The sequence below is a fragment of the Curtobacterium sp. MCSS17_006 genome (assembly GCF_003234215.1).
In the GTDB taxonomy this organism is placed as follows: domain Bacteria; phylum Actinomycetota; class Actinomycetes; order Actinomycetales; family Microbacteriaceae; genus Curtobacterium; species Curtobacterium flaccumfaciens.
The window spans coordinates 298,219-323,047 of record NZ_QKSO01000001.1; the positions used below are offsets into that span (position 1 = coordinate 298,219).

The 24,829-nt window shown below is 71.2% G+C and carries 26 protein-coding genes; 18 read left to right on the forward strand and 8 right to left on the reverse strand.

The genetic code is table 11. From position 1 onward, the window contains the following. Nucleotides 1-46 precede the first annotated feature (46 nt). Nucleotides 47-1,357, reverse strand: a complete 1,311-nt coding sequence (locus tag DEJ21_RS01460) for an MATE family efflux transporter (RefSeq protein WP_111032456.1) — start codon at nucleotides 1,355-1,357, stop codon at nucleotides 47-49. A 160-nt stretch (nucleotides 1,358-1,517) separates the two neighbouring features. On the opposite strand from DEJ21_RS01460, the gene DEJ21_RS01465 reads away from it, so the two are divergent. From DEJ21_RS01465 to DEJ21_RS01475, 3 genes are all read left to right on the forward strand, one after another. Continuing rightward, entirely contained in the window at nucleotides 1,518-2,108 is a 591-nt protein-coding gene (locus DEJ21_RS01465) for a hypothetical protein (protein ID WP_110893820.1), read from the forward strand. An 85-nt stretch (nucleotides 2,109-2,193) separates the two neighbouring features. Next, nucleotides 2,194-2,601 (forward strand): hypothetical protein, encoded by a 408-nt coding sequence (locus DEJ21_RS01470; protein WP_111223485.1) that lies wholly within the window; start codon nucleotides 2,194-2,196, stop codon nucleotides 2,599-2,601. 107 nt (nucleotides 2,602-2,708) lie between these two features. Beyond that, complete coding sequence (locus tag DEJ21_RS01475) at nucleotides 2,709-3,605, forward strand: exonuclease domain-containing protein (RefSeq protein ID WP_111223486.1); 897 nt, start codon at nucleotides 2,709-2,711, stop codon at nucleotides 3,603-3,605. 185 nt (nucleotides 3,606-3,790) lie between these two features. Here the strand turns inward: DEJ21_RS01475 and DEJ21_RS01480 are convergent, their stop codons facing one another. Then, a complete protein-coding gene (locus DEJ21_RS01480; protein WP_111223487.1) occupies nucleotides 3,791-5,128 on the reverse strand; it encodes a uracil-xanthine permease family protein in 1,338 nt (445 codons plus the stop codon). An 81-nt stretch (nucleotides 5,129-5,209) separates the two neighbouring features. On the opposite strand from DEJ21_RS01480, the gene DEJ21_RS01485 reads away from it, so the two are divergent. Then, a complete protein-coding gene (locus DEJ21_RS01485; RefSeq protein ID WP_111223574.1) occupies nucleotides 5,210-7,174 on the forward strand; it encodes a M13 family metallopeptidase in 1,965 nt (654 codons plus the stop codon). Beyond that, the gene (locus DEJ21_RS01490) at nucleotides 7,174-8,112 is read left to right on the forward strand and encodes a serine hydrolase (protein WP_111223488.1); all 939 of its coding nucleotides are present in this window, start codon (nucleotides 7,174-7,176) and stop codon (nucleotides 8,110-8,112) included. The genes DEJ21_RS01485 and DEJ21_RS01490 overlap by 1 nt, the downstream gene beginning before the upstream one ends. Before the next feature lie 41 nt (nucleotides 8,113-8,153). Here DEJ21_RS01490 and DEJ21_RS01495 read toward each other — a convergent pair whose 3' ends face one another. From DEJ21_RS01495 to DEJ21_RS01505, 3 genes are read right to left on the reverse strand one after another with little or no spacing between them, the layout of a single operon-like run. Continuing rightward, nucleotides 8,154-9,494 (reverse strand): hypothetical protein, encoded by a 1,341-nt coding sequence (locus DEJ21_RS01495; RefSeq protein ID WP_146247679.1) that lies wholly within the window; start codon nucleotides 9,492-9,494, stop codon nucleotides 8,154-8,156. A gap of 60 nt (nucleotides 9,495-9,554) precedes the next feature. Continuing rightward, nucleotides 9,555-9,983: a GNAT family N-acetyltransferase gene (locus tag DEJ21_RS01500; RefSeq protein ID WP_181435748.1), complete on the reverse strand. Its 429-nt coding sequence runs from the start codon at nucleotides 9,981-9,983 to the stop codon at nucleotides 9,555-9,557. Nucleotides 9,984-9,995: 12 nt separating this feature from the next. Beyond that, nucleotides 9,996-10,682 carry a DUF4232 domain-containing protein gene (locus DEJ21_RS01505; protein WP_111223490.1) on the reverse strand — a complete coding sequence of 229 codons (687 nt, stop codon included), beginning with the start codon at nucleotides 10,680-10,682 and terminating at the stop codon, nucleotides 9,996-9,998. Between the two features lie 99 nt (nucleotides 10,683-10,781). Here DEJ21_RS01505 and DEJ21_RS01510 point away from each other — a divergent pair, with 99 nt between their 5' ends. Together DEJ21_RS01510 and DEJ21_RS01515 are read left to right on the forward strand one after the other, a co-directional pair. After that, on the forward strand, nucleotides 10,782-11,057 hold the full coding sequence (locus DEJ21_RS01510; RefSeq protein ID WP_111022401.1) for a hypothetical protein: 276 nt from the start codon (nucleotides 10,782-10,784) through the stop codon (nucleotides 11,055-11,057). Nucleotides 11,058-11,126: 69 nt separating this feature from the next. Continuing rightward, nucleotides 11,127-12,395, forward strand: coding sequence for a Fic family protein (locus tag DEJ21_RS01515; RefSeq protein WP_220036543.1), 1,269 nt, complete (start codon nucleotides 11,127-11,129; stop codon nucleotides 12,393-12,395). Nucleotides 12,396-12,398: 3 nt separating this feature from the next. On the opposite strand, the gene DEJ21_RS01520 is transcribed toward DEJ21_RS01515, so the two are convergent. Together DEJ21_RS01520 and DEJ21_RS01525 are read right to left on the reverse strand one after the other, a co-directional pair. Next, nucleotides 12,399-12,797, reverse strand: coding sequence for an NUDIX domain-containing protein (locus DEJ21_RS01520; protein ID WP_083404464.1), 399 nt, complete (start codon nucleotides 12,795-12,797; stop codon nucleotides 12,399-12,401). 35 nt (nucleotides 12,798-12,832) lie between these two features. Further along, nucleotides 12,833-14,155 carry a glutamyl-tRNA reductase gene (locus DEJ21_RS01525; RefSeq protein WP_110863603.1) on the reverse strand — a complete coding sequence of 441 codons (1,323 nt, stop codon included), beginning with the start codon at nucleotides 14,153-14,155 and terminating at the stop codon, nucleotides 12,833-12,835. Nucleotides 14,156-14,193: 38 nt separating this feature from the next. Here DEJ21_RS01525 and hemE point away from each other — a divergent pair, with 38 nt between their 5' ends. From hemE to hemL, 11 genes are all read left to right on the forward strand, one after another. Beyond that, entirely contained in the window at nucleotides 14,194-15,330 is a 1,137-nt protein-coding gene (gene hemE, locus DEJ21_RS01530) for a uroporphyrinogen decarboxylase (RefSeq protein ID WP_111028758.1), read from the forward strand. Next, nucleotides 15,327-16,643: an NAD(P)/FAD-dependent oxidoreductase gene (locus DEJ21_RS01535; RefSeq protein ID WP_220036544.1), complete on the forward strand. Its 1,317-nt coding sequence runs from the start codon at nucleotides 15,327-15,329 to the stop codon at nucleotides 16,641-16,643. Before hemE ends, DEJ21_RS01535 begins: the two co-directional genes overlap by 4 nt. A 100-nt stretch (nucleotides 16,644-16,743) precedes the next feature. Continuing rightward, nucleotides 16,744-16,998, forward strand: coding sequence for a hypothetical protein (locus DEJ21_RS01540; RefSeq protein WP_017887727.1), 255 nt, complete (start codon nucleotides 16,744-16,746; stop codon nucleotides 16,996-16,998). Then, nucleotides 16,995-17,453: a phage holin family protein gene (locus DEJ21_RS01545; RefSeq protein ID WP_111223491.1), complete on the forward strand. Its 459-nt coding sequence runs from the start codon at nucleotides 16,995-16,997 to the stop codon at nucleotides 17,451-17,453. The genes DEJ21_RS01540 and DEJ21_RS01545 overlap by 4 nt, the downstream gene beginning before the upstream one ends. A 41-nt stretch (nucleotides 17,454-17,494) precedes the next feature. Then, on the forward strand, nucleotides 17,495-17,725 hold the full coding sequence (locus tag DEJ21_RS01550) for a DUF3618 domain-containing protein (RefSeq protein WP_027467026.1): 231 nt from the start codon (nucleotides 17,495-17,497) through the stop codon (nucleotides 17,723-17,725). A 68-nt stretch (nucleotides 17,726-17,793) separates the two neighbouring features. Continuing rightward, entirely contained in the window at nucleotides 17,794-18,561 is a 768-nt protein-coding gene (gene hemQ / locus DEJ21_RS01555) for a hydrogen peroxide-dependent heme synthase (protein ID WP_175330816.1), read from the forward strand. Further along, entirely contained in the window at nucleotides 18,558-19,790 is a 1,233-nt protein-coding gene (locus DEJ21_RS01560; RefSeq protein WP_110863600.1) for a ferrochelatase, read from the forward strand. Before hemQ ends, DEJ21_RS01560 begins: the two co-directional genes overlap by 4 nt. Then, nucleotides 19,787-20,839, forward strand: a complete 1,053-nt coding sequence (gene hemC, locus DEJ21_RS01565) for a hydroxymethylbilane synthase (RefSeq protein WP_258374824.1) — start codon at nucleotides 19,787-19,789, stop codon at nucleotides 20,837-20,839. Before DEJ21_RS01560 ends, hemC begins: the two co-directional genes overlap by 4 nt. A gap of 258 nt (nucleotides 20,840-21,097) precedes the next feature. Continuing rightward, nucleotides 21,098-21,679: a uroporphyrinogen-III synthase gene (locus tag DEJ21_RS01570; RefSeq protein ID WP_258374826.1), complete on the forward strand. Its 582-nt coding sequence runs from the start codon at nucleotides 21,098-21,100 to the stop codon at nucleotides 21,677-21,679. Next, entirely contained in the window at nucleotides 21,676-22,731 is a 1,056-nt protein-coding gene (gene hemB, locus DEJ21_RS01575; RefSeq protein WP_258374827.1) for a porphobilinogen synthase, read from the forward strand. The genes DEJ21_RS01570 and hemB overlap by 4 nt, the downstream gene beginning before the upstream one ends. Beyond that, complete coding sequence (gene hemL / locus DEJ21_RS01580; protein WP_111223493.1) at nucleotides 22,728-24,059, forward strand: glutamate-1-semialdehyde 2,1-aminomutase; 1,332 nt, start codon at nucleotides 22,728-22,730, stop codon at nucleotides 24,057-24,059. The genes hemB and hemL overlap by 4 nt, the downstream gene beginning before the upstream one ends. 48 nt (nucleotides 24,060-24,107) lie before the next feature. Here the strand turns inward: hemL and DEJ21_RS01585 are convergent, their stop codons facing one another. Then, on the reverse strand, nucleotides 24,108-24,788 hold the full coding sequence (locus DEJ21_RS01585) for a hypothetical protein (RefSeq protein WP_111223494.1): 681 nt from the start codon (nucleotides 24,786-24,788) through the stop codon (nucleotides 24,108-24,110). Nucleotides 24,789-24,829: the final 41 nt, after the last annotated feature.

Genomic DNA, 24,829 nt, shown 5'->3' on the forward strand with positions numbered 1-24,829 from the left:
TCAGCAGACGAGGCGGACGAAGCAGGCCCAGTCGAAGAAGACCCGCTCACCGCGCCAACGCCTGTTCCACCCAGCCGCGCCGGTGCGCCCGCACCCCGAGCGTCACCGCCCGGACCCCGATGTACCCGAGGGCGAAGGCCGCCCACAGCCCCGCGAGCGTCCCGCCGGCCCACCAGAGCAGCGGCAGGTACACGACGAGGTTCACACCGCCGGCGATGGCCAGGTACCGCGCATCACCGGCACCGATCAGCACTCCGTCGAGCACGAAGACGTACCCGGCGACGGGCATCCCGACGGCGATGAGCACCAGCACGACGGGCAGGGCGTCCCGCACCGCCTGCGAGTCCGAGAACACCGGCCCGAGCACGCCGCTCACCGCCAGGGTCAGCACCCCGAGCAGCACACCACCGGCGATCCCGAGCAGCACGAGCCGTCGCGTCACCAGTCGCACCCGCTCCGGGTCACGTCCGCCGAGTCCGTGTCCGACCAGCGCCTGCCCGGCGATCGCCAGGGCGTCGAGTGCGAACGCCAGCGTCGAGAAGACAGTGAGCCCGACCTGCGTCGTCGCCAGCCCGGTGGTCCCCAGCCCGGCAGCGGCCCCGACGGTCGCGAGCATCGCGATCCGCAGCGACGCGGTCCGCAGGAACAGCCAGGCCCCCGACCGGAGGGCCCGGGCGACGCCGGAGGCGCCGGGTCGCAGCGGCGCCCCCGACGACCGAGCGGCCCGCACCGCGATGCGCACGTAGACGACGGCCATCGCCCACTGCACGATGACGGTGCCGGCGGCGGATCCCTCGACGCCCCAGCCCGCGCCGTAGATCAGGACGGCGTTGAGCAGCCCGTTCGCGACGAACCCGATGGTCGCGACGACGAGCGGGGTCTTCGTGTCCTGCAGCCCACGCAGCAGTCCGGTCGAAGCGGTGACGACCAGGATGCCGGGCAGCCCGATCAGCGAGATGGTCAGGTACGCGGTCGCGGCGGCCGACACTTCGGCCGAGGCGCCGAACAGGTCGACGAGCGGCCCGGCGAGCGGCCACCCGACCAGCGCCAGCACCACCCCCAGCACGAGCGCGAGCCACATCCCGTCGATGCCCGCGTGCACGGCTCCGCGACGGTCGCCACCACCGAGCGCCCGTGCCACGGCCGGGGTCGTCGAGTACGCCAGGAACACCAGCAGCCCGGTCACCGTCGACAGCACGGCACTCGCGAGCCCGACGGCCGCCAGCGGCGTCGCCCCGAGGTGCCCGACGAGCGCGGTGTCGGTCAGCAGGAACAGCGGCTCGACCACGAGCGCTCCGAGCGCCGGCACCGCCAGCCGCACGATGTCGCGGTCGACCGCGCGCCGCTCAGCGGTCACAGCGGGTCGCGTCGGTCGGTGCACCGACCCATTCTGTCGGCGATGCCGAGTGCGCGCGTTTCGTAGCCCAGCTCGGATCCCGAGGCTCTTGGAAAGTGAGAATCCCTAACATGCCGCCGTGTGTTGTCGATAGGCCCGTCCACATCGAAGGGAAGCACTGATGGCCGACAACAAGATGACGAAGTCCGCTGGGGAACACTGGGTGTGTTCGATGCTCGCTCGGCAGGGTTGGGGTGCCGCGCTGACGCGCGATGGGCTCGCGCGGACGGACATCCTCGCCGTGCACACCGAGGACCTCTCGCGCCCCGCGATCGAGGTGCAGGTCAAAGCGGCTCGAGCAGCCTCCAATGTGAACTACCCACTCGGCTTGAACTCGCAGCAGACGGCGCGCTCGGATCGAGAGTGGTTCGTCTTCGTGAGCCTGCCGGAACAGTCCGACTACGTCTCGGCGCCCCGTTCGTTCATCGTTCCCCGAGACCACGTTGCGGCTGCAGCCTTCATCGCGCACGAAGATTGGCGAACGGACCCCGACGCGGTTCCGGGAACCCGGAACGCGGGTGTCGACAAGTCTCGCGTGCACATCAGCGTGTGGAGCGGGTACGAGGCCCGGTGGGACCTGCTCGCCCAGCCGACTGCTGCTGTGCCGGTCATGTTGCCCGCGCGGTTCGAAGACCTCGCCTTCGGCGATCGCGTCGGACTCCCAGAGGGGCACCCTTGGCTCTTGAACCGTCCAGTTTGGGCGGACGCCTGATTCCGTCGGCGCACCTTTCGGAAGCATCGCCGCACCGATCGAGGCCAGGTCCGTCGTCGGACGATTCGCTTGATACGTTCGCCACATGGAGAGCGTTCGACATGCTGAGCTGATCGCAGAGCTCGAGGTGTCTCGTGCCGAGGAATGGGGTCCGCGCGCTCTGCTCGCATGTCTCCGAAAGCTCCGCGACGGCGGCCCGACCGAGGCGGCAAGCGTCGTCGTGCACGACGCCTGGGCCACGGCTGACGAGTTCCGCGTCGTCTACGACTCCCCGTGGCAAGGTCCTCGCGTCGGGATCATCCGCGACCGGTGGACGACGATCGACCGCACGGACGCCTACACAACCGGCGACCAGCCGACTCCAGAGGAGTTCGGACAGGAGGTCGCGGACTTCAACATCGGTGAACCCCTTGGCGCTTACCTCGACATCCTCGATTTCGACGCCGCTGGCCTGGGCTGGTGGGGCCACATCCCGTTGCGCAGCCGACGCTGATCACTCTGCACTCACCCAACTGTCGGTGACCCTCGAGCGATGACCGGACACTCCAGTCGAGGGGCAGATGGAGCGAAGAACGAGCCGTCCTCACGTAAACTGCCAGCATGACGCTGAGCTTCGTCGCCCTCGACTTCGAGACGGCCAACTTCGATCGTGCATCGGTTTGTGCCGTTGGCCTCACCACGGTCATCGACGGGGCTGTCCAGTCCACGACGTCCTGGTACGTCGAACCGCCCACCGGGCTGGACTTCACCAACACGTACCTCCACGGCATCGGGCCGGACGACGTCGAGGGCGCCCCGACCTGGCCTGAGACCCTCCAGCAGCTGCGCACCGTCACGAACGGACTTCCGGTCGTCGCCTACAGTCCCTTCGACAAGGGCGTCTACAACGCGGCCAACGCGCTCACAGGAGCGCCCGACCCGCAACTGGACTTCCTCGACGCTCTTGCCGTGGTCCGGCACCACTGCAAACTGCCCAGCCACCGTCTTCCGCTGGTCGTCGAACACTTTGCGTTGCCGGACTTCCATCACCACGAAGCCGGCGCTGACTCGCTCGCCTGCGCGCTGATCATCCTGCGCATCGCCGAGGAGCAGCAAATCGACAGCGTCGACGAACTCTGGGCTGCCGTACCAACCCGGTCGAAGGGCACCAACCGAGCTGGCCGTGTGTACCAGCGCAAGGCCGACCTTCCTCAACCGGCCACTGAGGCGGATCCGGCTCATCCCCTGTTCGGAGAGGTCGTGTGCTTCTCTGGCGACCTCGACAGTTACACCCGCGCCGAGGCGCAGACGCTCGTCGCTTCGTTCGGAGCGGTCGTCTCGGGCAACGTGACCAAGAAGACCACGCTGGTCGTGATGGGTGGCTTCGACCCCGCCACGCTTCGCCCCGGAACGACCCTCAGTGGGAAGGTCCAACGAGCAAAGGACCTCGCCGCCACGGGGCAGATCATCGAGATCGTCACGGAGCAGACGTTCCTCGAGATCGTCGCCGTCGCGTAGGCCGAGCTCCGGCGAGCTCGGGGGCATTGGATCGAGCGGGTTTCCGGTCCGGACGCGCAGGACACGGTCTCCGTCCGCGGCTGACCCCGTGACGGACTGGAGGCCCGTGGCGGCGCTGCCACGGGCCTCCAGTCCGGTGGTCCCACGTCGTCAGGCCGGACGCGCGTTCCGGCCGACCACTCGCGTCAGTCGGCGCGCGGTTCCGCGGGGACGGCGCCGGTGGCGGCGTGTGCGGGGTCGGCGGCCTCGGTCGAGGGCTCGTCGGTGCCGCGAGCCCGGCCGATGACGTCCATCACGTGGTAGACGACGATCGCGGCGATGGTGCCCACGATGATGCCGCCGAAGCTCGCCTGGCCGAACGTGAACGTGAAGTTCGCGATGCCGATGATCAGGGCGATGCCAGCCGTCAGCTGGTTCTTCGGCTTCGAGAAGTCGACGCGGTTCTCGACCCAGATCCGGATGCCGATGATGCCGATCAGGCCGTAGAGCGCAGTGGTGGCGCCACCGAGCACGCCGGCGGGCACCGAGGAGATGACGGCGCCGATCCTCGGCGACAGTCCGAGCAGGACGGCCGCGATCGCGGCGACCCAGTAGGCGGCGGTCGAGAAGACGCGGGTGGCGGCCATGACGCCGATGTTCTCGCCGTAGGTGGTGGTGGCGGAGCCGCCACCGATGCCGGCCAGCACGGTCGAGATGCCGTCGGCGAAGAGCGCGCGACCGGTGAGCGGGGTGAGGTCACGGCCGGTCAGCTGCCCGACGCCCTTGACGTGGCCGACGTTCTCGGCGACCAGCGCCAGCACGACCGGTACGAACGCCAGGTAGATCGGGAGCTGGGACGGGTCGAAGGCGGGAGCGGTGAAGTCCGGCAGACCGATCCACGGCTTGTCGCCGACCTTCGAGAAGTCGACCTGACCGCCGATGAGCGCGGCGACGTACCCGACGAGCACGCCGATGACGATCGACAGGCGGCCGATCAGGCCCCTGAACAGGACGGTGACCAGGATGATCGTCGCGAGGGTGATGACCGCGATGACCGGGGCTTCCGTGAAGTTGTCCCGGGCCGACGGAGCCAGGTTGAAGCCGATCAGGGCGACGATCGCGCCGGAGACCACCGGGGGCATCAGTCGGTCGATCCACCCGGCGCCGGCCAGGTGCACGACGAGCCCGACGATCGCGAGCAGCGCGCCGACGACGACGATGCCGGACAGGGCGAGCGGGATGCCACCGATCTTGGTCGCCGCACCGATCGGGGCGATGAAGGCGAACGACGAACCGAGGTAGCTCGGCAGGCGGTTGCCCGTGATGAGCAGGAACAGGATCGTGCCGATGCCGCTGAACAGCAGCGTCGTCGACGGCGGGAACCCGGTGATCAGGGGCACCAGGAACGTGGCGCCGAACATCGCGACGACGTGCTGCACGCCGAGGCCGATGGTCCGGGGCCAGGTGAGCCGTTCGTCGGGTGCCACGATCGTCGTCGCGGAGACGGTCTTGCCGTCGCCGTGCAGCTTCCACGGAAGTCCCATGCGATGACCGTACCGGCAGCCGTGTGCCGGTGACGACCCGGATCGACCTGCCCCATGGGGTCGGTGGCTATCGTGGACCGCATGACCGACGTCGCACGTGCCTCCGGCATCCACACTGACGAACTCGACCCCGCGGTGCGCCCCCAGGACGACCTGTACCGCCACGTGAACGGGACCTGGATCGAGGCGACGCCGATCCCCGACGACAAGGCCCGGTACGGCTCCTTCACGGTGCTGGCCGAAGCCGCCGAGATCGCCGTGCGCGACATCATCGAGCGCTCGCAGCAGGCCGCCCCCGGCACCCAGGAGCGCAAGGTCGGCGACCTCTTCACCTCGTTCACCGACGAAGCCCGGCTCGAGGAGCTCGGCACCGCACCGATCGAGCACCTGCTCGCCGAGATCACCGCCATCGAGTCCGTGCCCGAGGTCATCGCCGCCGTCGGCCGCTTCGAGCGCATCGGCCTGCCGAGCTTCCTGCAGCTCTTCGTCGACAACGACCCGGGCGACCCCGAGTCCTACGTCGTGTTCCTGGAGCAGTCCGGCCTCGGGCTGCCCGACGAGTCGTACTACCGCGAAGAGCGCTTCGCCGACATCCGCGAGAAGTACCGCGAGTTCGTCGCGGCGATGTTCCCGCTCGCCGGGTTCGACGACGGCGGCGCCCGCACCGAGCACGTCATCGCGCTCGAGACGGCGCTCGCCGCCCAGCACTGGGACAACGTCACGACCCGCGACAGCCAGAAGACCTACAACAAGCTGCCCTGGGCCGAGGTCGCCGCGCTCGCGAAGGGCGTCGACCTGCAGACCTGGTGGCAGGCCATCGACGCCCCCGCCGGTGCGTTCGAGACCGTCGTGGTGCGCGAGCCCTCGTTCATCACCGGCCTGGCCGACCTGCTGAACGACCAGCCGCTCGAGGTCTGGAAGGACTGGCTGCGCTGGCAGGTCATCCGTGGTTCCGCGGCGTACCTGACGAGCGCGTTCTCGGCCACGAACTTCTCGTTCTACGGCACCGCACTGACCGGTGCGCCCAAGCAGCGCGAGCGCTGGAAGCGTGGCGTCTCGCTGGTCGAGGGCGCGATGGGCGAGGCCGTCGGCCGCATCTACGTGCAGGAGCACTTCGACGAGACCTCGAAGGCCAAGATGGACGACCTCGTCGCCAACCTGGTCGAGGCGTACCGGCAGAGCATCACCGCGCTCGACTGGATGACCGACGAGACCCGTGCCCGTGCGCTCGACAAGCTCGACAAGTTCACGCCGAAGATCGGCTACCCGGTGAAGTGGCGCGACTACTCGGCGCTGCCCGTCCTCTCCGACGACCTGGTCGCGAACGTCCGCGCCGTCGCCTCGTTCCAGGTCGACCGCGAGCTCGGCAAGATCGGCAAGCCGATCGACCGCGACGAGTGGTTCATGACCCCGCAGACGATCAACGCGTACTACAACCCCGGCTTCAACGAGATCGTGTTCCCGGCGGCGATCCTGCAGTTCCCGTTCTTCGACGCAGACCGCGACGCCGCCGCGAACTACGGCGCGATCGGTGCCGTCATCGGGCACGAGATCGGCCACGGCTTCGACGACCAGGGGTCGCAGTACGACGGCGACGGCAAGCTCGAGAACTGGTGGACCGAGGCCGACCGCGCGGCGTTCGAGGAGCGTACGAAGGCCCTCATCGCCCAGTACGACGCCCTGGTACCGACCGAGGTGCCCGACAGCCACGTGAACGGTGCCCTGACGATCGGCGAGAACATCGGTGACCTCGGTGGCCTGTCGATCGCGTGGAAGGCGTACCTGCTGTCGCTCGACGGCCAGGAGCCCCCGGTCGTCGACGGACTCACCGGTGCCGAGCGCTTCTTCCTGAGCTGGGCCCAGGCCTGGCGCATGGCGATCCGCCCGGAAGAGGCGGCTCGTCTGCTGAGCATCGACCCGCACTCGCCCAACGAGTTCCGCTGCAACCAGGTCGTGCGGAACATCGACGTCTGGTACGACACCTTCGGCGTGACCGAGCAGGACGCGATGTACCTCGACCCCGCCGAGCGCGTCGCGATCTGGTGATGACGGAGCCGGACGCGGCCCGGTCGTCGCGCCGCCGGCGACCGGACGACCGCCCAGCAGGTGGCGGCCGCGGTCGTGGGCGGCACAGCGGCCGGACCGACGACCGCTTCACCGCCACCACCGAGGCCATCGGCGCCCTCGCGCTCGAGGGCGCCGGGGTCAGCGCCTCGGTGATCGACACCTCGAGCGGCAAGGCCCTGCTCGCGATCGACGACACCCTGGTGCAGCCGGTCGCGAGCCTGGGCCGCGTCCTGCTGCTCATCGAGGTCGCCGCCCAGCTCGAGGACGGCCGCCTGCACGGCGACCGCCTGCAGCGCATGGCGCGCGACACCGCGACCGGTGCCGGCCTGTGGCAGTTCCTGCAGGAGCCGACCATGCAGGTGCCCGACCTGGCGACCCTGGTCGGGGCGACCGCCGACGCCTGGGCCATGAACGCTCTGCTGTCGACCGTCGGCATCGACGCCGTCCGGGAGCGTGCGGAGTCCCTGGGCATCGAGCGCACCGCGTTGATCGACCGGGTGCGGGACCGCCGCGGCCCGGATGATGCCCCCGACGCCTCCGTCGCACCGACCGGGGAGCTGTCGTGGGTGATGCGCGGACTGGCGCTCGGCGAGGTCGTCGACGAGGCGGTGTCGAACCGGGTGCTGGGCTGGTTGTCCTTGGCGAGTGACCTGAACCTGGTCGCCGGTTCCTTCGGGCTCGACCCCCTGGCGCACCGTGCGCTCGACCACGGGCTGCAGGTCGTCGCGGTCACCGGGTCGAGCACGGGCGTGCGGGCGGAGGCGGGGATCTTGCGGGGGCCAGGGTCGTCGGTCAGCTACGCCGTGACCGTCACGTTCGACGACGCTTCGTTGCAGCGGCGGTTGGCCGTGGTCGAGGCGCTGCGGACCATGGGGACCGAGGTGCTCGAGGCGGTGCACGCGCCGGCTCGTCGCTGACGGCGCTTGGTGCTGTTCGTCGCGGGTGCCGTGTCGCCGGGTCAGGGGCGCGGGACGCAGACCGACTCCGCGCGCAGGCTCAGGCCGTCGACCGTGCCCCGGATGCTCGCCGTGGCAGGATCCGCATCCGTTGACGACGACCAGTAGTCCCGCCCCATCGCCCGGCCGCTGACCTCGAGGCCCTCTGACGTCCACAGCGCGGTCACGGCGTCGAACGGCCCCTGCGCGTCGTCGACGATCTGGAACACGGGCACGATGCTGAACGCCGTCGCGCGGGTGCCGGTCGCATCGGGTGACCAGGTCGATCCGGGCGGCGCGCACTGTTCGGTGCCCGTGGTCACGGTCGCCGGGACTCCGGCGGCCTCGGCCGAGCGCTCGAGGAACGCCCGGAGCGTCGCAGCGTGGTCGCTGACGTCAGCGGGCACCCACGGGGCCGGCGTGGGGCCCGTCGTCGGGGTGCCCGGGGCAGTGGCGTCCTGCGGCTCCTCGGCGTCGAGGGGGAGTCCGAGCCAGCCGCTCGTCCCGTCGAGGCCGACGGAGAACGCGGTGCGCGGAGCGCGGTGTGCATCGGCGGCTTCGTCCTTCGTCCGCACGAGGACGTCGGCGACGGCACCGAGTCGTTCGCCGGAGATCGACAGGTACGGGCGTTCGGCATCGGCGGTTGTGTCGGTGGGGGCTTGCGCCGCGTCAGCCGGGGCCTGCGCCGCGTCAGCGTAGGTCGTGCCCGGTGAGTAGTACAACTGCTCGACGCCGTGGTCACCGTCGCCGACGAATCCGTCGATCGTGCGCAGGAGTGCTCGGCCGGGCTGCGTCGCCGTGATGCCCACGGACACGTCACCACGGATCAGGGAGGCCGGGTGATCATCGACGATCGGCCGGGCCCGCTCGACGGCGTCGCTGAAGCTGATGCCCTGCACGAGCCGGATCGTCGCCTTGGACGGCGTCAGCCACAGCCGACGCACGAAGGGCTCCGTACGCAACCGACCGGCCAGGTCGACGACGTCGGCGTCCATCGGGTCGATGATGACCGGAGCCGACGCTCGCCCGCGCGGCACGTCCACGCTCACCGTCAGCGTCGTCCCGGTGACACCCCGCGCTGCCGTGTGGCGGATCCGTTCGGCGACGGCGAGGTCGGTGGTGTCGGTCGTGACCTCGAGCGACGCGATCCAGTGCGTCGGGTCGTCCTTCACGTCGACCGGACGGACCTCGCCGTCGGCCGTGTCGACGCCGGGCAGTCGTTCGATCCGGGTGATGAGCTTCGCGAGCGCCGATTCCGACCCGGTCGGCGGTGGTAGTGACAACGTGCACGCGGCGAGGGCGAGCACGACGCCGAGCGCGGTTGCGAGGGCTGCCGCTGAACGTGTCCGTGCGCGAGCCCCCATGCGTCCGAGTCTAGGAACGCCCTGCTGGCGCGTGGAATCGGTCGCGAGACCCATCCGTGCTCAGCGCAGGAGCACGAAGGAACGCAGCGGGTGCGGTTCGACGTCGTGGGCCTCCACGAAGCCTCGTGACTCGTAGAACGCTCGCTGCCCCGGCTCGTCGTCGGTGAGCAGGACCGTCTGGCGAACGCCGGCGTACCGCTGCAGGACCGCGTCGAGCAGTGCACCGCCGATGCCGGACCGGTGCGCGGACGGCAGCACGAGCACGTCCTGCACGTACACGATCGTCACCCCGTCGGAGACCGTGCGGACCAGGCCGAGCAGGTGCCCGTCGTCGTCGCGGGCCGTCAGCACGGTGTGGGAGCCGGCGATCGCCGCGGTCAGGGCTGCGGGGTCCTGCGTGTACGCGGTCCACCCGACGGCGTCGTACAGCGCCACCAGTTCGTCGGTGCCCGGTCGTTCGTCGCTGATCGTGGTGGTCACGGTGCTCATCGTGGCCGACTCCTAGGAGGTCGCCTGCCCCTCCGGCACGAACGCCTGGACGGACAACAGTGAGGCATCGGCCGACGCACACGCCTGGAAGTCGGTGTCCTTCACGAATAGGGACTGCTTCGACCCGGGCGGGTACACGCGGAAGCCGTCCGGGGTCTTGGGCGAGCAGTCGCCCGCCGAGTAGTTCTCGGCCCGGACGATCTTCAGCGGTGCGACGGCGGTCTTGCCGGGAGCGAGTGTGACGGTCGGGTGCGGGGAACTCTTCTCCGCGACGGCCGCCGCTCCGATCTGCTTGCCGGTGCCACCCCCGACGAACGAGACTCCGGGCCACCCCTGCACGGTGCAGGTCGTCGACCCGGTGTTCTCGAGCACCAGGTGCACGATGACGCTGCCGGCGGCACCACCGCTGCCGGCCTCGATGCGTCCGGCGAGCGACGATGCCGCGCACCGGTCGCCGGCAGACGAACCGGTGGCACCGGATCCCGTGGACGGCCCAGAACCGGACCCGGCCGACGGTGCCGCCGAGGCGGACTCCTCGGACGACTGCGGCGTGGACGTCGACGCGGACGGCGACGGCGCGGGCGCCGTGACGGTCTCGGTGGCTGCGGGCTGCCCGTCCGAGGCGCACCCCGCCAGTGTCCCGACGGCGACGAGCCCGGTCACGACGAGCAGGAACTTCGATCGGCTGCTGCGTTGCATGGTGCACAGGCAACCACCGAACGCCGCATCCGGTTCGGTCGGCGTCCAGGGACCCCGAGCACACTCCGAGGCAAGCAACCCGAGCAGCGGAGGTCGGACATGACGGGCAAGCACGAACAGGCACGAGGCGACGAGGGTCGCGCGGACGGGGTCGAGCCCCGGGCCGGAGCCTTCACGGACAGCGAGATCCCGGGCGACGAGCACGTCGAGTCGACGGAGCCCGTCGGCGAGTTCGTCTCGAGCGACATCCCCGGCGAGACGCGTCCGACCGGAACCGGACCCGACGGCGAGTACGTCGACTCGGACATCCCCGGCGAGGCCGAGCCGGCCCAGAACGGCGAGGTCGGGGAGTACACCGACACCGACAAGGCCTGACGAACCCGAGTGGAACGCATCCCATGATCAAGGATAGGCAGTCATCCTTGATCATGGGATGATCCATGTATGGCTTCGTACGAGACGATCCGACGCACTGGCGATCCGGCAGCCGCGACACGCGCCTTCCGGATGCCGATGGTCTTCGGCGCCTACGTGCCGGATCCGCTGCAGGGCCGAACGGTCGAACTCGGACCGGCCGAACAAGCGGCCGTACTCGAGGCCACCGCTGCGGTGACGGAAGCCGAGACGAGATCCACCCTGCTCGGCAGCGGAGACGCTCTGGGCCGGATGCTCCTCCGAGCCGAAGCGGTCGGGTCGTCGATGATCGAGGGCCTCGAGGTCTCCCCGCGGAAGCTGCTCGAAGAAGAGGCGCGCGGACGGAGCCCGCTCGGGCAGTGGAGCACCGCAACCGAGGTCCTCGGCAACATCGACGCCATGACCTTCCTCACCGAGTCGGTCGGTCCGGGTTCCCCGGTGACCCTCGACCTGCTCCTCGAGGCGCACCGGCGCCTGATGGAGGCCTCGGCGACCCCCGAGGTCGGGGGCACGGTCCGAGCGGTCCAGAACTGGATCGGTGGACCGACGCCTGCCGCAGCGGCGTTCGTCCCTCCCGTGCCGGAGCGGGTGCCAGGACTCCTCGACGACCTGCTGGCGTTCGTGAACTCGAGCACGCTGCCGACGATCGCCATCGCCGCCATTGCACACGCACAGTTCGAGACGATCCACCCGTTCGCCGACGGCAACGGTCGCATCGGACGCGCACTGATCCACGCTGTCCTGCGGTCACGGGGTCTGACCGTGGAGTCGTCTCCACCGGTGTCCCTGGTCCTGGCGACCCGTGCTGTCGACTACGAAGCGGGGCTCCAGCGGTTCCGGTCCACCGATCCGCCGGCATCGGAGCCAGCGCAGCGAGCCGTCGGGCAGTTCGTCCGGCTCTTCGCCGAGGCGATGGCCGAGGTCGTGGACCGGATGACGCAGTTCGAGCACGAGCTAGTCCGGATCAAGGAGTCCTGGCGATCTGCGCTCGCCGGAGTCCGCTCTGACTCCTCTGCGTGGTCGGCGCTCGAACTCGCGCCCCGCATGCCGGTGCTCACCGCGCAGACGTTCGCCGCCGCGACGGGCCGGAGCGAGCAAGCCGCGAACACGGCCTTGGGGGTCCTCGTTGATCGTGGCGTCCTGACACAACGATCGGCGGGACGGCGGAACCGCGTCTTCGAGGCAGACGCCGTGATCGGCGCGCTGGCACTGCTGGAACGCCGTCTCGCCTCTCCGGCTGGTGACACCGGCGTCGTGCCGCCGACCAGGCACGTGCCGGCAGCTCCGCCGCGAGCCTGACGGTCAGTCGATGAGCTCCGCCGCCACCAGGCGGCGGAGCGTCTCCACGCCAGCAGGCGGGCAGCGGTCCGCGTCGGCGGAGGTGACCCACTCGACCTCGTCCACCTCGGCGGAGGCGACGGGCGTGGCGGAGTCCAGCGGGCCTCCCGGCCGGACCAGGAACAGCGTCATCGCGACCATGGTCCCCGGAGCCTGCCCGTGGGCGGGCTCGAGCACGACGCCGAACGGGTCGACGTCGTCGGCGGTGAGCCGCAGGCCGGTCTCCTCGTAGGCCTCGCGCACGGCGGCCTCGACGTCGGTCTCGTGCGGCTCCGCCTTGCCGCCGGGCAGGTAGAGCACGTCGCGCGCCCGGGCGCGCACCATCAGGACACGTCGGTCACGCACCAGCAGCAGCGCACTCACGCGCAGCGTGGGTGGTTGCGAGCCTGTCTGGAGGCTCAGCTCGCGTCCGCCTGGTCGTCGCGATCCGAGGCGGTCGGGTCCAGTGCCGTGCGGTCGGCCAGCGGGACGACGGGCGACGGCAGCTCCGGCTCGGCCTCCGGCCGGACGCCGTACAGGGAGTCGATCGCCCCGACGAACTCCTCGCCGCGACCGGCGCGTCCGAGCTCACGAGCGCGGACCGAGGGACGGTGCAGCAGGACCCCGACCAGGTGCCGGAGCGCCCGCTCGGTGTGCTCGACGGACTCGCCGTCGGCGTCCGCGCGGCGCTTGGCCCGCTCGATCTCGTCGTCGAGGATGTCGAACACGTGCTTGCGGAACGCCACGAGCGCCGGGGTCGTCGACTGCTCCATCGCCTGCGCGCGGAACCGGGACACGGCGTCGTCGACCATCGCGCGGGCCTCGGACTCGGCGTTCAGTTCGGAGATCGGGGCGTGGATGCTGATCGTCTCGAGGTCGAGCAGTTCGACGCCGTCGACGCCGGCGGCCGCGGGGTCGACGTTGCGGGGGAGCCCGAGGTCGATGACGATGCGGCGGACCCCGTCGTCGAGGTCGGCCGGTGCGACGACCGGGACCTCGCTCGAGGTGCAGGTGATCAGGACGTCGCTCTCGCCGATGGCCTGGCGCAGGTCACGGGCGGCGACGAGGTCGTGCTTGGCGGCGAACCAGGGCGCCCGGCCCGAGGGCGAGAACACCTGGATGTTCGTGGCGCCGCGGTCACGCAGGGCGGCGATGGTGGTGGCCGCGTAGCTGCCGGTGCCGACGAGCAGCACGCGGGTGCGGGCCCAGTCGGTGACCCGCGACGAGGCGAGTTCGAGGCCGAGGCGCACGAGGGACCGGCCGGCGGCACCGATGCGGGTGCGGGTCTTGACGCCGCGCGAGGTGTGCGCAGCCTCTTGGAACAGGCGCTCGAGGTCCGAGGTGGTGGTGCCGTTCGACCGGGCGTCCTCGAGCGAGCGACGGACCTGGCCGGAGATCTCGGTCTCGCCGACGACGACGGACTCGAGACCGCTCGACACGGCGAACAGGTGCTGCACGACGTCCTTGCCGTCCAGCACGTTGACGGAGTCCAGGACCTCGGTGGCGTCCAGGTCGCTCGCGGCGGCCACGGCCTGCACGGTGGCGGAGACGGCGGAGTCGCTCTCGTCGCCCGCGATGTCGAGGTACGCCTCGAAGCGGTTGCAGGTCGCGAGGACCACTGCACCGTCCAGGACGCCGGCATCCGTGACGAGTCGGCTGGCTGCCGCGGGTGCACCGATGCTCAGTCGCTCCAGGAGATCGAAGCTGGCGTTGCGATGCGACGCCGTGAGACAGATGAGCACGTAGTCAATGGTAACGCGCTCGATGGGAGAATCATCCGGTGACCGAAGCGACGACCACATCCCTCCCCGACTCCCACCCCCTGGCATCAGGGCGGACGAGTGGTTCCCGCCTGGTACGGGCCCTGCGGGGTGACCGTCCGGAGACGCTCCCGGTGTGGTTCATGCGGCAGGCCGGACGGTCCCTGCCGGAGTACCGCGAGCTTCGGATCGGCACAGCCATGCTCGACGCGTGTCTCGACCCGGAGATGGCGTCGGAGATCACCCTGCAGCCGGTCCGCCGGCACGGGGTCGACGCGGGCATCTTCTTCAGCGACATCGTCGTGCCGATCAAGCTCGCCGGTGTGGACGTCGAGATCGTCCCCGGTCGTGGCCCGGTGCTCTCGTCGCCGATCCGGACTCCCGCCGACGTCGACGCCCTGGAGCAGCTCGACCCCGCGGCCCTCGCCCCGATCGAGCAGGCCGTCCGCCGCACGGTCGAGCAGCTCGGCGACACCCCGCTGATCGGCTTCGCGGGGGCGCCGTTCACCCTCGCCGCCTACCTGGTCGAGGGTGGCCCGTCCAAGGACCACATCCGCGCCCGCACGCTCATGCACGCCGACCCCGAGACCTGGTCGCGGCTGCTCGCGTGGGCCGCCGAGGTGTCCGGGATGTTCCTCCGGGCACAGGTGCTCGCCGGGGCCTCGGCCGCGCAGCTCTTCGACTCGTGGGTCGGGTCGCTCTCCCGGGCCGACTACGTCCGGTCCGTCGCGCCGCACTCCGCGCAGGCGATGTCGCACGTCGCCGAGCTCGGGGTGCCGCGCATCCACTTCGGCGTCGGCAGCGGCGAGGTCCTGGCCGACATGACGACCTTCGGCACGGACACCGTCGGCGTCGACGCGGTCGGGGTCGACTGGCGCCTGCCGCTCGACCAGGCGGTCCAGCGCGTCGGCACCGGGGTCAGCGTGCAGGGCAACATCGACCCGGCGATGCTCTCGGCGCCGTGGGATGTCCTCGAAGCGCACGTCCGCGACGTCGTCCGTCGGGGCGGCGCCGCACGGGCCCACGTCGTGAACCTCGGCCACGGGGTCCCGCCCGAGACCGACCCGGACGTCCTGACCCGCGTGGTCGAGCTGGTCCACTCGCTCGGCGACGGCCGCGCGGACGACGGTGCAGCGCAGGACGGAGCCGGCGCGTGACCGACGTCGTCGTGGTCGGCGGCGGGATCGCCGGGCTCGTCACCGCCCGTGACCTCGCCAAGGGCGGCGCCCACGTGGTGCTCGTCGAGTCCTCGGGTGAGCTCGGCGGCATGATCCGTCGGCACACCGTCGGCGGGATCGACCTCGACATGGCGGCGGACTCCTTCGCCACCCGCACGGACGCCGTCGGCCGCCTGGCGATCGAGCTCGGGCTCGGCAACGACGTCGTCGCCCCCGACCCGCGCGGCGCCTGGCTGATGACCCGCGACGGCCGGACCTCCCCGATCCCGGCGACCGGACTCCTCGGCATCCCGAGCACCCCGATGGCCGCCGACGTGCTGGCCGTGGTCGGGCAGAAGGGCGGCCTGCGCGCCCAGATGGACTCGCTGCTGCCGGCACCGGTGGGCGCCAAGGCCTCCTCGCTCGGCGAACTCGTCCGCCGGCGCATGGGGGAGCGGGTGCTCGACGACCTCGTGGTGCCGATCGCCGGTGGCGTGCACTCCACCCACCCCGACCAGCTCGACCCCGACCGGGTGGCCCCGGGCCTGCGCGCCGCACTACTGCGCGAGGGGTCGCTCGCCCGGGCCGTCCTGTCGCTGCGGGCACGCGCGGCCGCCGGCACCCCGGTGCAGGGGATCCGCGGGGGGACGGTGCGCCTGGTGGACGAGCTCGTCGCCGACATGGCGACCTACGGGGTCGACGTCCGGCTGCACACCCGGGCGACCCGCATCGAGGCGCACGCGGTCGAGATCGTCGGCGCCGACGGCACGACCGAACGGCTGCCGGCCCAGCACACCCTGTCCTCCGTCGCCGACCCGGAGCGCACCGCTGCGCCCGACCGGACGGGCATCCAGCTCGTCACACTCGTCGTCGACCAGCCCGAGCTCGACGCCGCCCCGCGTGGCACCGGGATGCTCGTGCACCCGGACGCGCAGGCCGTGTCGGCGAAGGCCCTCACGCACGCGACGGTGAAGTGGCCGTGGCTGGCCGACGTGGCGGACGGACGCCACGTCCTGCGGCTCAGCTACGCGACCACCGCGACGGACCCTGCGGGCGTGGCCACGAGCCTCCCGGTCGACCCGACCGACCCCGTCGGCAGCCGTGCCCTGCAGGACGCGTCCACGCTGCTCGGTGTGCCGATCACGGCCGACCGCGTCAGCGGCGCCGCACGCGTCGGCTGGTACGGACCGGACCTCACCGCGTCCGGGCTGGCCGAGGGCGTCGTCGGGATCGGCGAGGCCTCGACCGGACGCGGCCTGGCGGGCATCATCGCCGCCGCTCGGAAGGCAGCCGGCCAGATCCTCGGTTCCTGAGCGGACCGCGCAGCCCCTGAGGGCTACTGTTGGTGAGACCGCCGGACGTATTCCGTTCGGTGCATGACCACCGCACAACCAATGCACGGAGGAATCGCACATGCGCGGAAAGCTCCTGTTCGTCGCCGGCGCCGCACTCGGGTACGTCCTGGGATCGCGAGCCGGACGGGCGCGGTACGAGCAGATCAAGACCGTCAGCGGCAAGGTCTGGAACAGCAACGGCGTCCAGAAGGGCGTGCACGTCGCCGAGGACTTCATCGCCGACAAGACCCCGGACGTCGCCGAGTTCATCGGTGAGACGACCAAGAAGGCCGTCCGCAAGGTCGGCCAGAAGAAGGACACCACCACCTCATGACCGACACCCGCGATCGCAAGTCGCGTTCGCTGTTCGGCCTGGTCGGCGACGTCCCGAAGCTCGTCAAGGGCCTGGTCAAGGGCGAGATCGACCTGCTCAAGGCCGAGATGCTCGCGAAGGCGAAGATCTTCGGTCTCGCAGCCGGCCTGCTGGTCGGGGCGCTCGTCGTCGTGCTCTACGCGATCGGCGTCCTGCTGACCGCAGCCGTGATGGGCCTCGCGACCGTGATGCCGGCGTGGCTGGCCGCACTGGTGGTGGCCGTGGTGATGCTGGTCATCGCCGCGATCCTCGGCCTGATCGGCTGGAAGCGCCTGAAGAAGGGCCTGCCGATCACGCCGAAGCGCACGATCGCCAGCGTCAAGGACGACATCAACGCGGTCAAGGGCCTCGGCAAGAAGCCGACCCCGCCGACGCAGTACGGCAGCCGCAAGCCGGACGTCGACGGCCGCTCCTGAGCGCCGACAGCCTCGACAGCCGCACCACCGACGGAGGAACCGTGACCGACCCGCACGACGATCTCGCTGCTCGCGTCGCCGCGACCCGCGCCCAGCTGTTCGACACCCTCGACGCGATCGAGGACAAGCTCAACGTCCCGAAGCAGATCGGGATCGCGGCGTCGAAGTTCAAGCGCGGCCTCGACGAGAAGCCGGTGCCCTACCTGGCCGGTCTCGCAGCCGGCGTAGCGGTGGTCGGGGGTATCGTCGTGATGGTGCTCCGACGGCGGTAGACCGCCCGAGCGCGGTCCACCGGATGCGGGGCGGCCAACACCCTGGCAACCGATAGGACAATGGATCCATGAGCTCCGACGCGCCCACGAACACCGGGCCCGTGCCCGCGCACGACCACCCCCACACGGAACCCGCCGAGACCGGTCAGCCGGACTCCGGGATCGACCCGAACCTGCTGACGGCCTACGCCCTCTGGGCAGTGTTCCGCCGGCCCCTCGGTCCGGTCCACCGCGTCGGCGACGACGCCGTGGCCGAACTCGACACCGTGATCGCCAGCGCCGCCGAGCGCGGGGTCACGATCCGTGGCTTCTACGACGTCTCGGCCTTCCGTGCCGACGCCGACGTCATGGTCTGGCTGCACGGCGACGACGCACAGGCGATCCAGGCCGTGCTGCGCGAGATCCGTCGCACCGGCCTGTTCCAGGACGCCGAGCCGGTCTGGCACGTCATGGCCATGCACCGCGAGGCCGAGTTCAACAAGCGGCACACCCCCGCGTTCCTGCGCGGCAAGGACCCCGAGGCGTGGATCACGGTGTACCCGTTCGTCCGCTCCTACGAGTGGTACCTGCTGCCGGAAGAGGAGCGCTCGAAGATGCTCCGCGACCACGGCATCGCCGGCGCGAAGTACCGTCGCGTGCTCACGAACACCATCGCGACCTTCGCCCTGAGCGACTACGAGTGGATCCTGCCGCTCGAGAGCCCGGACCTCGTCGACCTCGTCGACCTGATGCGCGATCTCCGCTACACCGAAGCGCGCATGCACGTGCGCGAAGAGGTCCCCTTCTTCACGGGTCGTCGTGTGACGACCGCCGAACTCCCGGAGGTGCTGTCATGACCGACACCAGCATGATCACGAACGGCCAGGTCCTCGCCGCCACCCCCGCGGCGGCGTCCGGTCCCGAGCACGTCGAGACCCCGACCGCCTACGACGCGATCCTGCTGGCCGGCTTCGGCGGCCCCGAGGGCCAGGACGACGTCATCCCCTTCCTCCGGAACGTCACCCGTGGCCGCGGGATCCCGGACGAGCGCCTTGAGGAAGTGGCGCACCACTACCGCCACTTCGGCGGCGTGAGCCCGATCAACGCGCAGAACCGTGCGCTCAAGGCCGCGCTCGAGGCCGAGCTGGCGTCGCGCGGCATCGACATGCCGGTCCTGTGGGGCAACCGCAACTGGGAGCCCTACCTGGAGCAGGCGTTCACCGAGGCGGCGGACAAGGGCTACACGAAGCTCGTCGCCATCGCCACGAGCGCGTACTCGTCGTTCTCGAGCTGCCGGCAGTACCGCGAGGACTACGCCCGCGTGCTCAACGAGACCGGTCTGATCGACACCATCCAGATCGACAAGGTCCGCCAGTTCTTCGACCACCCGGGCTTCGTCCGCCCGTTCATCGACGGCGTCCGCGACGGCATGGCCCGCGCGATCGCCGAGAACGAGGGCCTGGACGTCGCGACCGAGCTGCAGGTGCTCTTCTCGACGCACTCGATCCCCTCGACCGACGCCGCCCGCTCGGGCCCCGACTACCGCGGGTTCGACGAGCACGGCGCGTACGAGGCGCAGCACCTGGCCGTCGGCGAGGTCGTCCTCGACCAGGCCTGGGCCGAGCTCCTCGAGCAGCCCGAGCACGCCCACCTGCAGGGCACGTCGAAGCCCGCCTGGAAGCTCGTCTACCAGTCGCGCTCCGGCCCACCGACGCAGCCGTGGCTCGAGCCCGACATCAACGACTACATGAACGAGGACCTCAAGGGCGGCCCGACCCGTGCCGTGCTGATCGTCCCGCTCGGCTTCGTCAGCGACCACATGGAGGTCATGTGGGACCTCGACGAGGAAGCCACCGAGACCGCCGGTGAGCTCGGCTTCTGGTCGCTCCGCACGCAGACCCCCGGCATCGACCCGGCCTACGTCTCCGGTCTGGTCGACCTGGTGCTCGAGCGCGTCAACGGCACGCCCAAGGCCGAGCGTCCGCACATGACCGACATCGGCCCCTGGTACGACGTGTGCCGTCCGGGGTGCTGCGAGAACGTGCGAGCGGGGTTCAAGCCCGCCGCCGCGGGCGTCGCTCCGTGACCGACACGACCGTGAACGACCCCAGCGCCACAGCGCCCGACGGCCCGACCCCGATCCGGCTCGGCACCCGTGCCAGCCGGCTCGCGGTCGCGCAGTCGCAGGACGTCGCCGACCGCCTCGCGAAGGCGGCCGGTCGGCCCGTCGAACTCGTCACCGTCACGAGCGAGGGCGACACGAACCGTGCCTCCCTGGCGTCGCTCGGCGGCACCGGTGTCTTCGCCAGTGCCCTGCGTGAAGCGCTCGTCGCGGGCGAGGTCGACGTCCTCGTGCACTCGCTCAAGGACCTGCCGACCGCGCCGTACCCGGGCCTGACGATCGGTGCCGTGCCGAAGCGTGCGGACGCTCGTGACGTCCTCGTCGCCCGGAACGGCGCCACCGTCGACACCCTGCCCGAGGGCGCGAAGGTCGGCACCGGTTCGCCCCGCCGTGCCGCGCAGCTCCGTGCGCAGCGCCCCGACCTCGACGTGATCGACATCCGCGGCAACATCGACACCCGCCTCGGCCGGGTGGACGACGACCTCGACGCCGTGGTGCTCGCCGCCGCCGGCCTCGGGCGCATCGACCGCCTGTCGGCCGCCACGGAACTGCTCGACCTCGGCTTCTGGCCGAGTGCTCCCGGACAGGGCGCGCTCGCGGTGGAGATCCGCTCGGACGAGACCGATCGTGGGCTGCTCGCCGCACTCCGCAAGATCGAGCACGCCCCCACCCGCCTGACGGTGACGGCCGAGCGCGAGGTGCTCGCCAAGCTCGAGGCCGGCTGCTCCGCTCCGATCGGTGCGACGGCCGTCGTGGACGCCGAGCTGCTGCTCGTGTCCGCGACCGTCTACCGCCCCGACGGCACCGAGTACCGCACCGCGTCGCACGCGGCCGTGCTCGACGGCTCGGCGCAGGAGCGTCTCGACGAAGCACTCGCGGTCGGTGGCCGTGTGGCGACCGAGCTGCTCGAGAACGGCGCCGCTGACCTCGCCGACCTGGCGACCACCGTCGCCGAGGACACCACGGACGGGCCGTACACCGCGGGCCCCGGCCTCGCGACGCCGGCCGAGTAGGCGGTCACCACGGAACCCTCCACCACCGCGACGGACGAGGCGCGACCCCCGGTCGTCCTCGTCCCGCGTGGCGGTGCGTGGGGGGACCGGGTCGCCGCCGAGGCCAGGGCCCGAGGGCTCGCGCCCGTCGTCGTCCCCCTCATTACGGACGCTCCGCCGTCCGACCCCGCCGCGCTCGACGCTGCGGTCCGCCGCCTGGTCGCCTCCGGAGCGGCTGGGAGGCCCGGATCACCGGATACCGTCGGTGACCGGACCCCTGTGGCTGGTTACGCATGGGTGGTGGTGACCAGTGCGACGGCCGTGACGGTCCTGTCGGAACGCGTGGCGGGCCTCCCGGCCGGGGTACGCGTCGCCGCGGTCGGCGAGCCGACCGCCCGTGCCGCGCGCGCTGCGGGCTGGGTCGTCGACCTGGTGCCGGACCAGACGTCCGCAGCCGGCCTGGTGCAGGAGTTGCCGGACACCGACGGCACCGTGCTGTTCCCCCGCTCCGAGATCGCAGCACCGACGCTCGTCGACGGCCTCCGCGCCCGCGGCATCGACGTGGACGACGTGGTCGCGTACCGTACCGTGGGGACCGGCGACGAGCCGATCACCCTCGAGACGGCGCCCGCTGCGGTGCTCGTGACGAGCGGCAGCGTCGCCCGCGAGATCGCCCGCCGGATGACCCCGCTCGACCCCCGCACCATCGTGGCCTGCATCGGCCCCGGGACCGCGACCGACGCCCGTGCGGCCGGACTGCCCGTGCACGCCGTCGGACGCACCCGGTCCGCAGAAGCCCTGCTCGACGCCGTCGTCGAGGCACTGAACCCAACCACCCCCCACCAGGAAGGTCACCCGTGACTGGACGCTTCCCCCAGGTCCGCCCCCGTCGGCTCCGCGCCACCCCCGCGATGCGACGACTCGTGGCCGAGACCCGGCTCCACCCCGCCGAGCTCGTGCTGCCGATGTTCATCCGCGAAGGCGCGACCGACGCCGTGGACATCTCGAGCATGCCGGGTGTGCAGCAGCACTCCCTCGACTCGTTCCGCCGCGCGCTCGTCGACGCCGCGTCGGTCGGTGTGGGTGGCGTGAACCTGTTCGGCGTCCCGACCACGAAGGACGCGGAGGGCTCCGGCGCGACCGACCCGGACGGCATCCTCAACGTGGCGATCCGCGTCGCTCGCGAAGAGGTGGGGGATGCCCTCGTGGTGCAGTCCGACCTGTGCCTCGACGAGTTCACCGACCACGGACACTGCGGTGTGCTGGCCGCCGACGGCTCCGTCGACAACGACGCCACCCTGTTGCGCTACCGCGACATGGCGGTGGCGCAGGCCGAGGCCGGTGCCGAGCTCGTCTGCATGAGCGGCATGATGGACGGCCAGATCGCCGCCGCGCGTGACGCCCTCGACGGTGCCGGACACAGCGGGACCGCGCTGCTCGCCTACGCCGCCAAGTACGCCTCGGCGTTCTACGGTCCCTTCCGCGAGGCCGTGTCGTCGTCACTCGTCGGTGACCGCCGGACGTACCAGATCGACGCCGCGAACGGTCGGCAGGGGCTCCGCGAGGTCGCGCTCGACGTCGACGAGGGCGCCGACATCGTGATGGTGAAGCCCGCGATGAGCTACCTCGACGTGCTCGCCGAGACCGCTGCGACCTCGCCGGTCCCGGTCTGGGCGTACCAGATCTCGGGCGAGTACGCGATGATCACCGCAGCAGCGCAGAACGGGTGGATCGACCGCGACGCCGCCGCGATGGAGTCGCTCGTCGGCATCAAGCGCGCCGGTGCCGACGCGATCCTGACCTACTTCGCCGTCGACATCGCGCGGAAGCTCAACGAGGAAGCGGGCCTCCGCACCTCGGGCAGCACCGCGGACGTCGCCGGCATCGCCTCGACCGGGAAGGCCCCCGAATGACCACGAACGACCAGCTCTTCGGCCGTGCCAAGAACGCGATCCCGGGCGGCGTGAACTCCCCGGTCCGCGCCTACGGGTCGGTCGGCGGCACCCCGCGGTTCCTGGTGTCCGCGAAGGGCGCCTACGTCACCGACGCCGAGGGTCGCGAGTACGTCGACCTCGTCGCGTCGTGGGGCCCCGCGATCCTCGGGCACGCCCACCCCGGCACGGTCGAGGCCGTGCAGCAGGCCGCCGCGCGCGGACTGTCGTTCGGGGCGTCGACCCCGGGGGAGACCGAGCTGGCCGAACTCGTGAAGCAGCGGGTGTCGGTGGACGGCGACGGCCCCATCGAGAAGCTCCGCATGGTGTCGACCGGCACCGAGGCCACGATGACCGCGATCCGGCTGGCCCGCGGCTACACCGGTCGCGACCTGCTCGTGAAGTTCGCCGGGCACTACCACGGGCACTCGGACTCCCTGCTGGCCGAGGCCGGCTCGGGCGTCGCGACCCTGGCCATGCCGGGCAGCGCGGGCATCACCGCCGAGACCGCCGCGCAGACCCTCGTGCTGCCGTACAACGACCTCGACGCCGTCCGCCGGGCCTTCGACGAGCACTCCGAGCGCATCGCCGCCGTCATCGTCGAGTCGGCCGCCGCGAACATGGGCGTCCTGGCACCGGAGCGCGGCTTCAACCGTGCACTGGCGCAGATCACCCGGTCGCACGGCGCGCTGCTCATCGTCGACGAGGTCCTGACCGGGTTCCGCGTCGGCGCTGCCGGCTGGTGGGGCCTCGAGGCGTCCAAGGTCGTGCCGGACGGTGCCGGGTGGAAGCCTGACCTCATCACGTTCGGCAAGGTCATCGGTGGCGGTATGCCGCTCGCCGCACTCGGCGGTCGGCGGGAGGTCATGGACTTCCTCGCCCCGCTCGGGCCGGTGTACCAGGCGGGCACCCTGTCGGGGAACCCGTTGGCCGTCGCCGCCGGCATCGCGACGCTGCGGGCCGCGACGCCGTCGGTGTACGAGTCGCTGAACGGCACCGCGTCGGTCATCTCCGCGGCCACGTCCGAGGCCCTGTCGGCCGAGGGCGTCGCCCACACCGTGCAGCGCGCCGGCAACCTGTTCTCGTTCGCGTTCACCGAGCAGGCACCGCGGAACTACGACGACGTGCGGGCGCAGGACGTGTTCCGCTACGCGCCGTTCTTCCACGCGATGCTCGACGCCGGGGTGACCCTGCCGCCGAGCGTCTTCGAGGCGTGGTTCGTCACGGCCGCACACGACGACCGCGCCGTCGGACGGATCCTCGACGCCCTGCCCGCGGCTGCGAAGGCTGCTGCCGCCGCGACCGTGTGACGGGCGCGGAGGCTGCTGCCGCCGCGCCCGCGTGACGGGCGTCGGGGCTCAGGAGCAGTCGGCCTTCGTGAAGGTCGTGTCGACGGTCTTCGACGAGCCCTCGAACTTGTACGTGTAGCGCATGTCGACGTCCTCGTCGAGGAGCTTCTTCGTCTCGCTGTTCGAGCAGAGGTTCGGCCCGACGGCGTCGCGGATGGCCCCCTCGGTGATCGAGGCCGGATCGACGTTCGACGACACCGTGTAGTCGTAGTGGATCGCGGCGCCCTCGGCCTCGATCCCGGTCCACGTCGTGACGGAGTCGACCTGCTTGGGCAGGTCGCTCTGCTCGCGGATCTGCTCGACGGCCTTCGAGACCTTCTCTTCCGTGGAGTCGCTGAAGGCCGCGTTGAGGCCCTGGCGGACGAGGAACGCCACCACCACGGCCACGACGACGCCGAGCACCGAGATCAGGACGCGCTTGCCCCGGGAGGCCGACGACGTGGGCGGGGGTGCGTAGGGCGCGGCGCCGGCGGGGGCGGCCTGGGCGTACGGCTGGCCGGCGGGCTGCTGCTGCTGCGTGTAGGGCTGGCCGACGGGCTGCTGCTGCGCGTACGGCTGGCTTGCGGGCTGCTGCTGGGGCTGGCCTGCGGGCTGCTGCGGGTACTGCTGGCCGTTCGGCTGGCCGGCGTTCGGCTGCCCGTCGTTCGGCTGCGGCTCGGACCCCGGGTAGGGCGGCGGCGTGTTCGTCATGGTTCCCCCTGGTGACGGTCCGCGGCGTGACACCGTGGTGC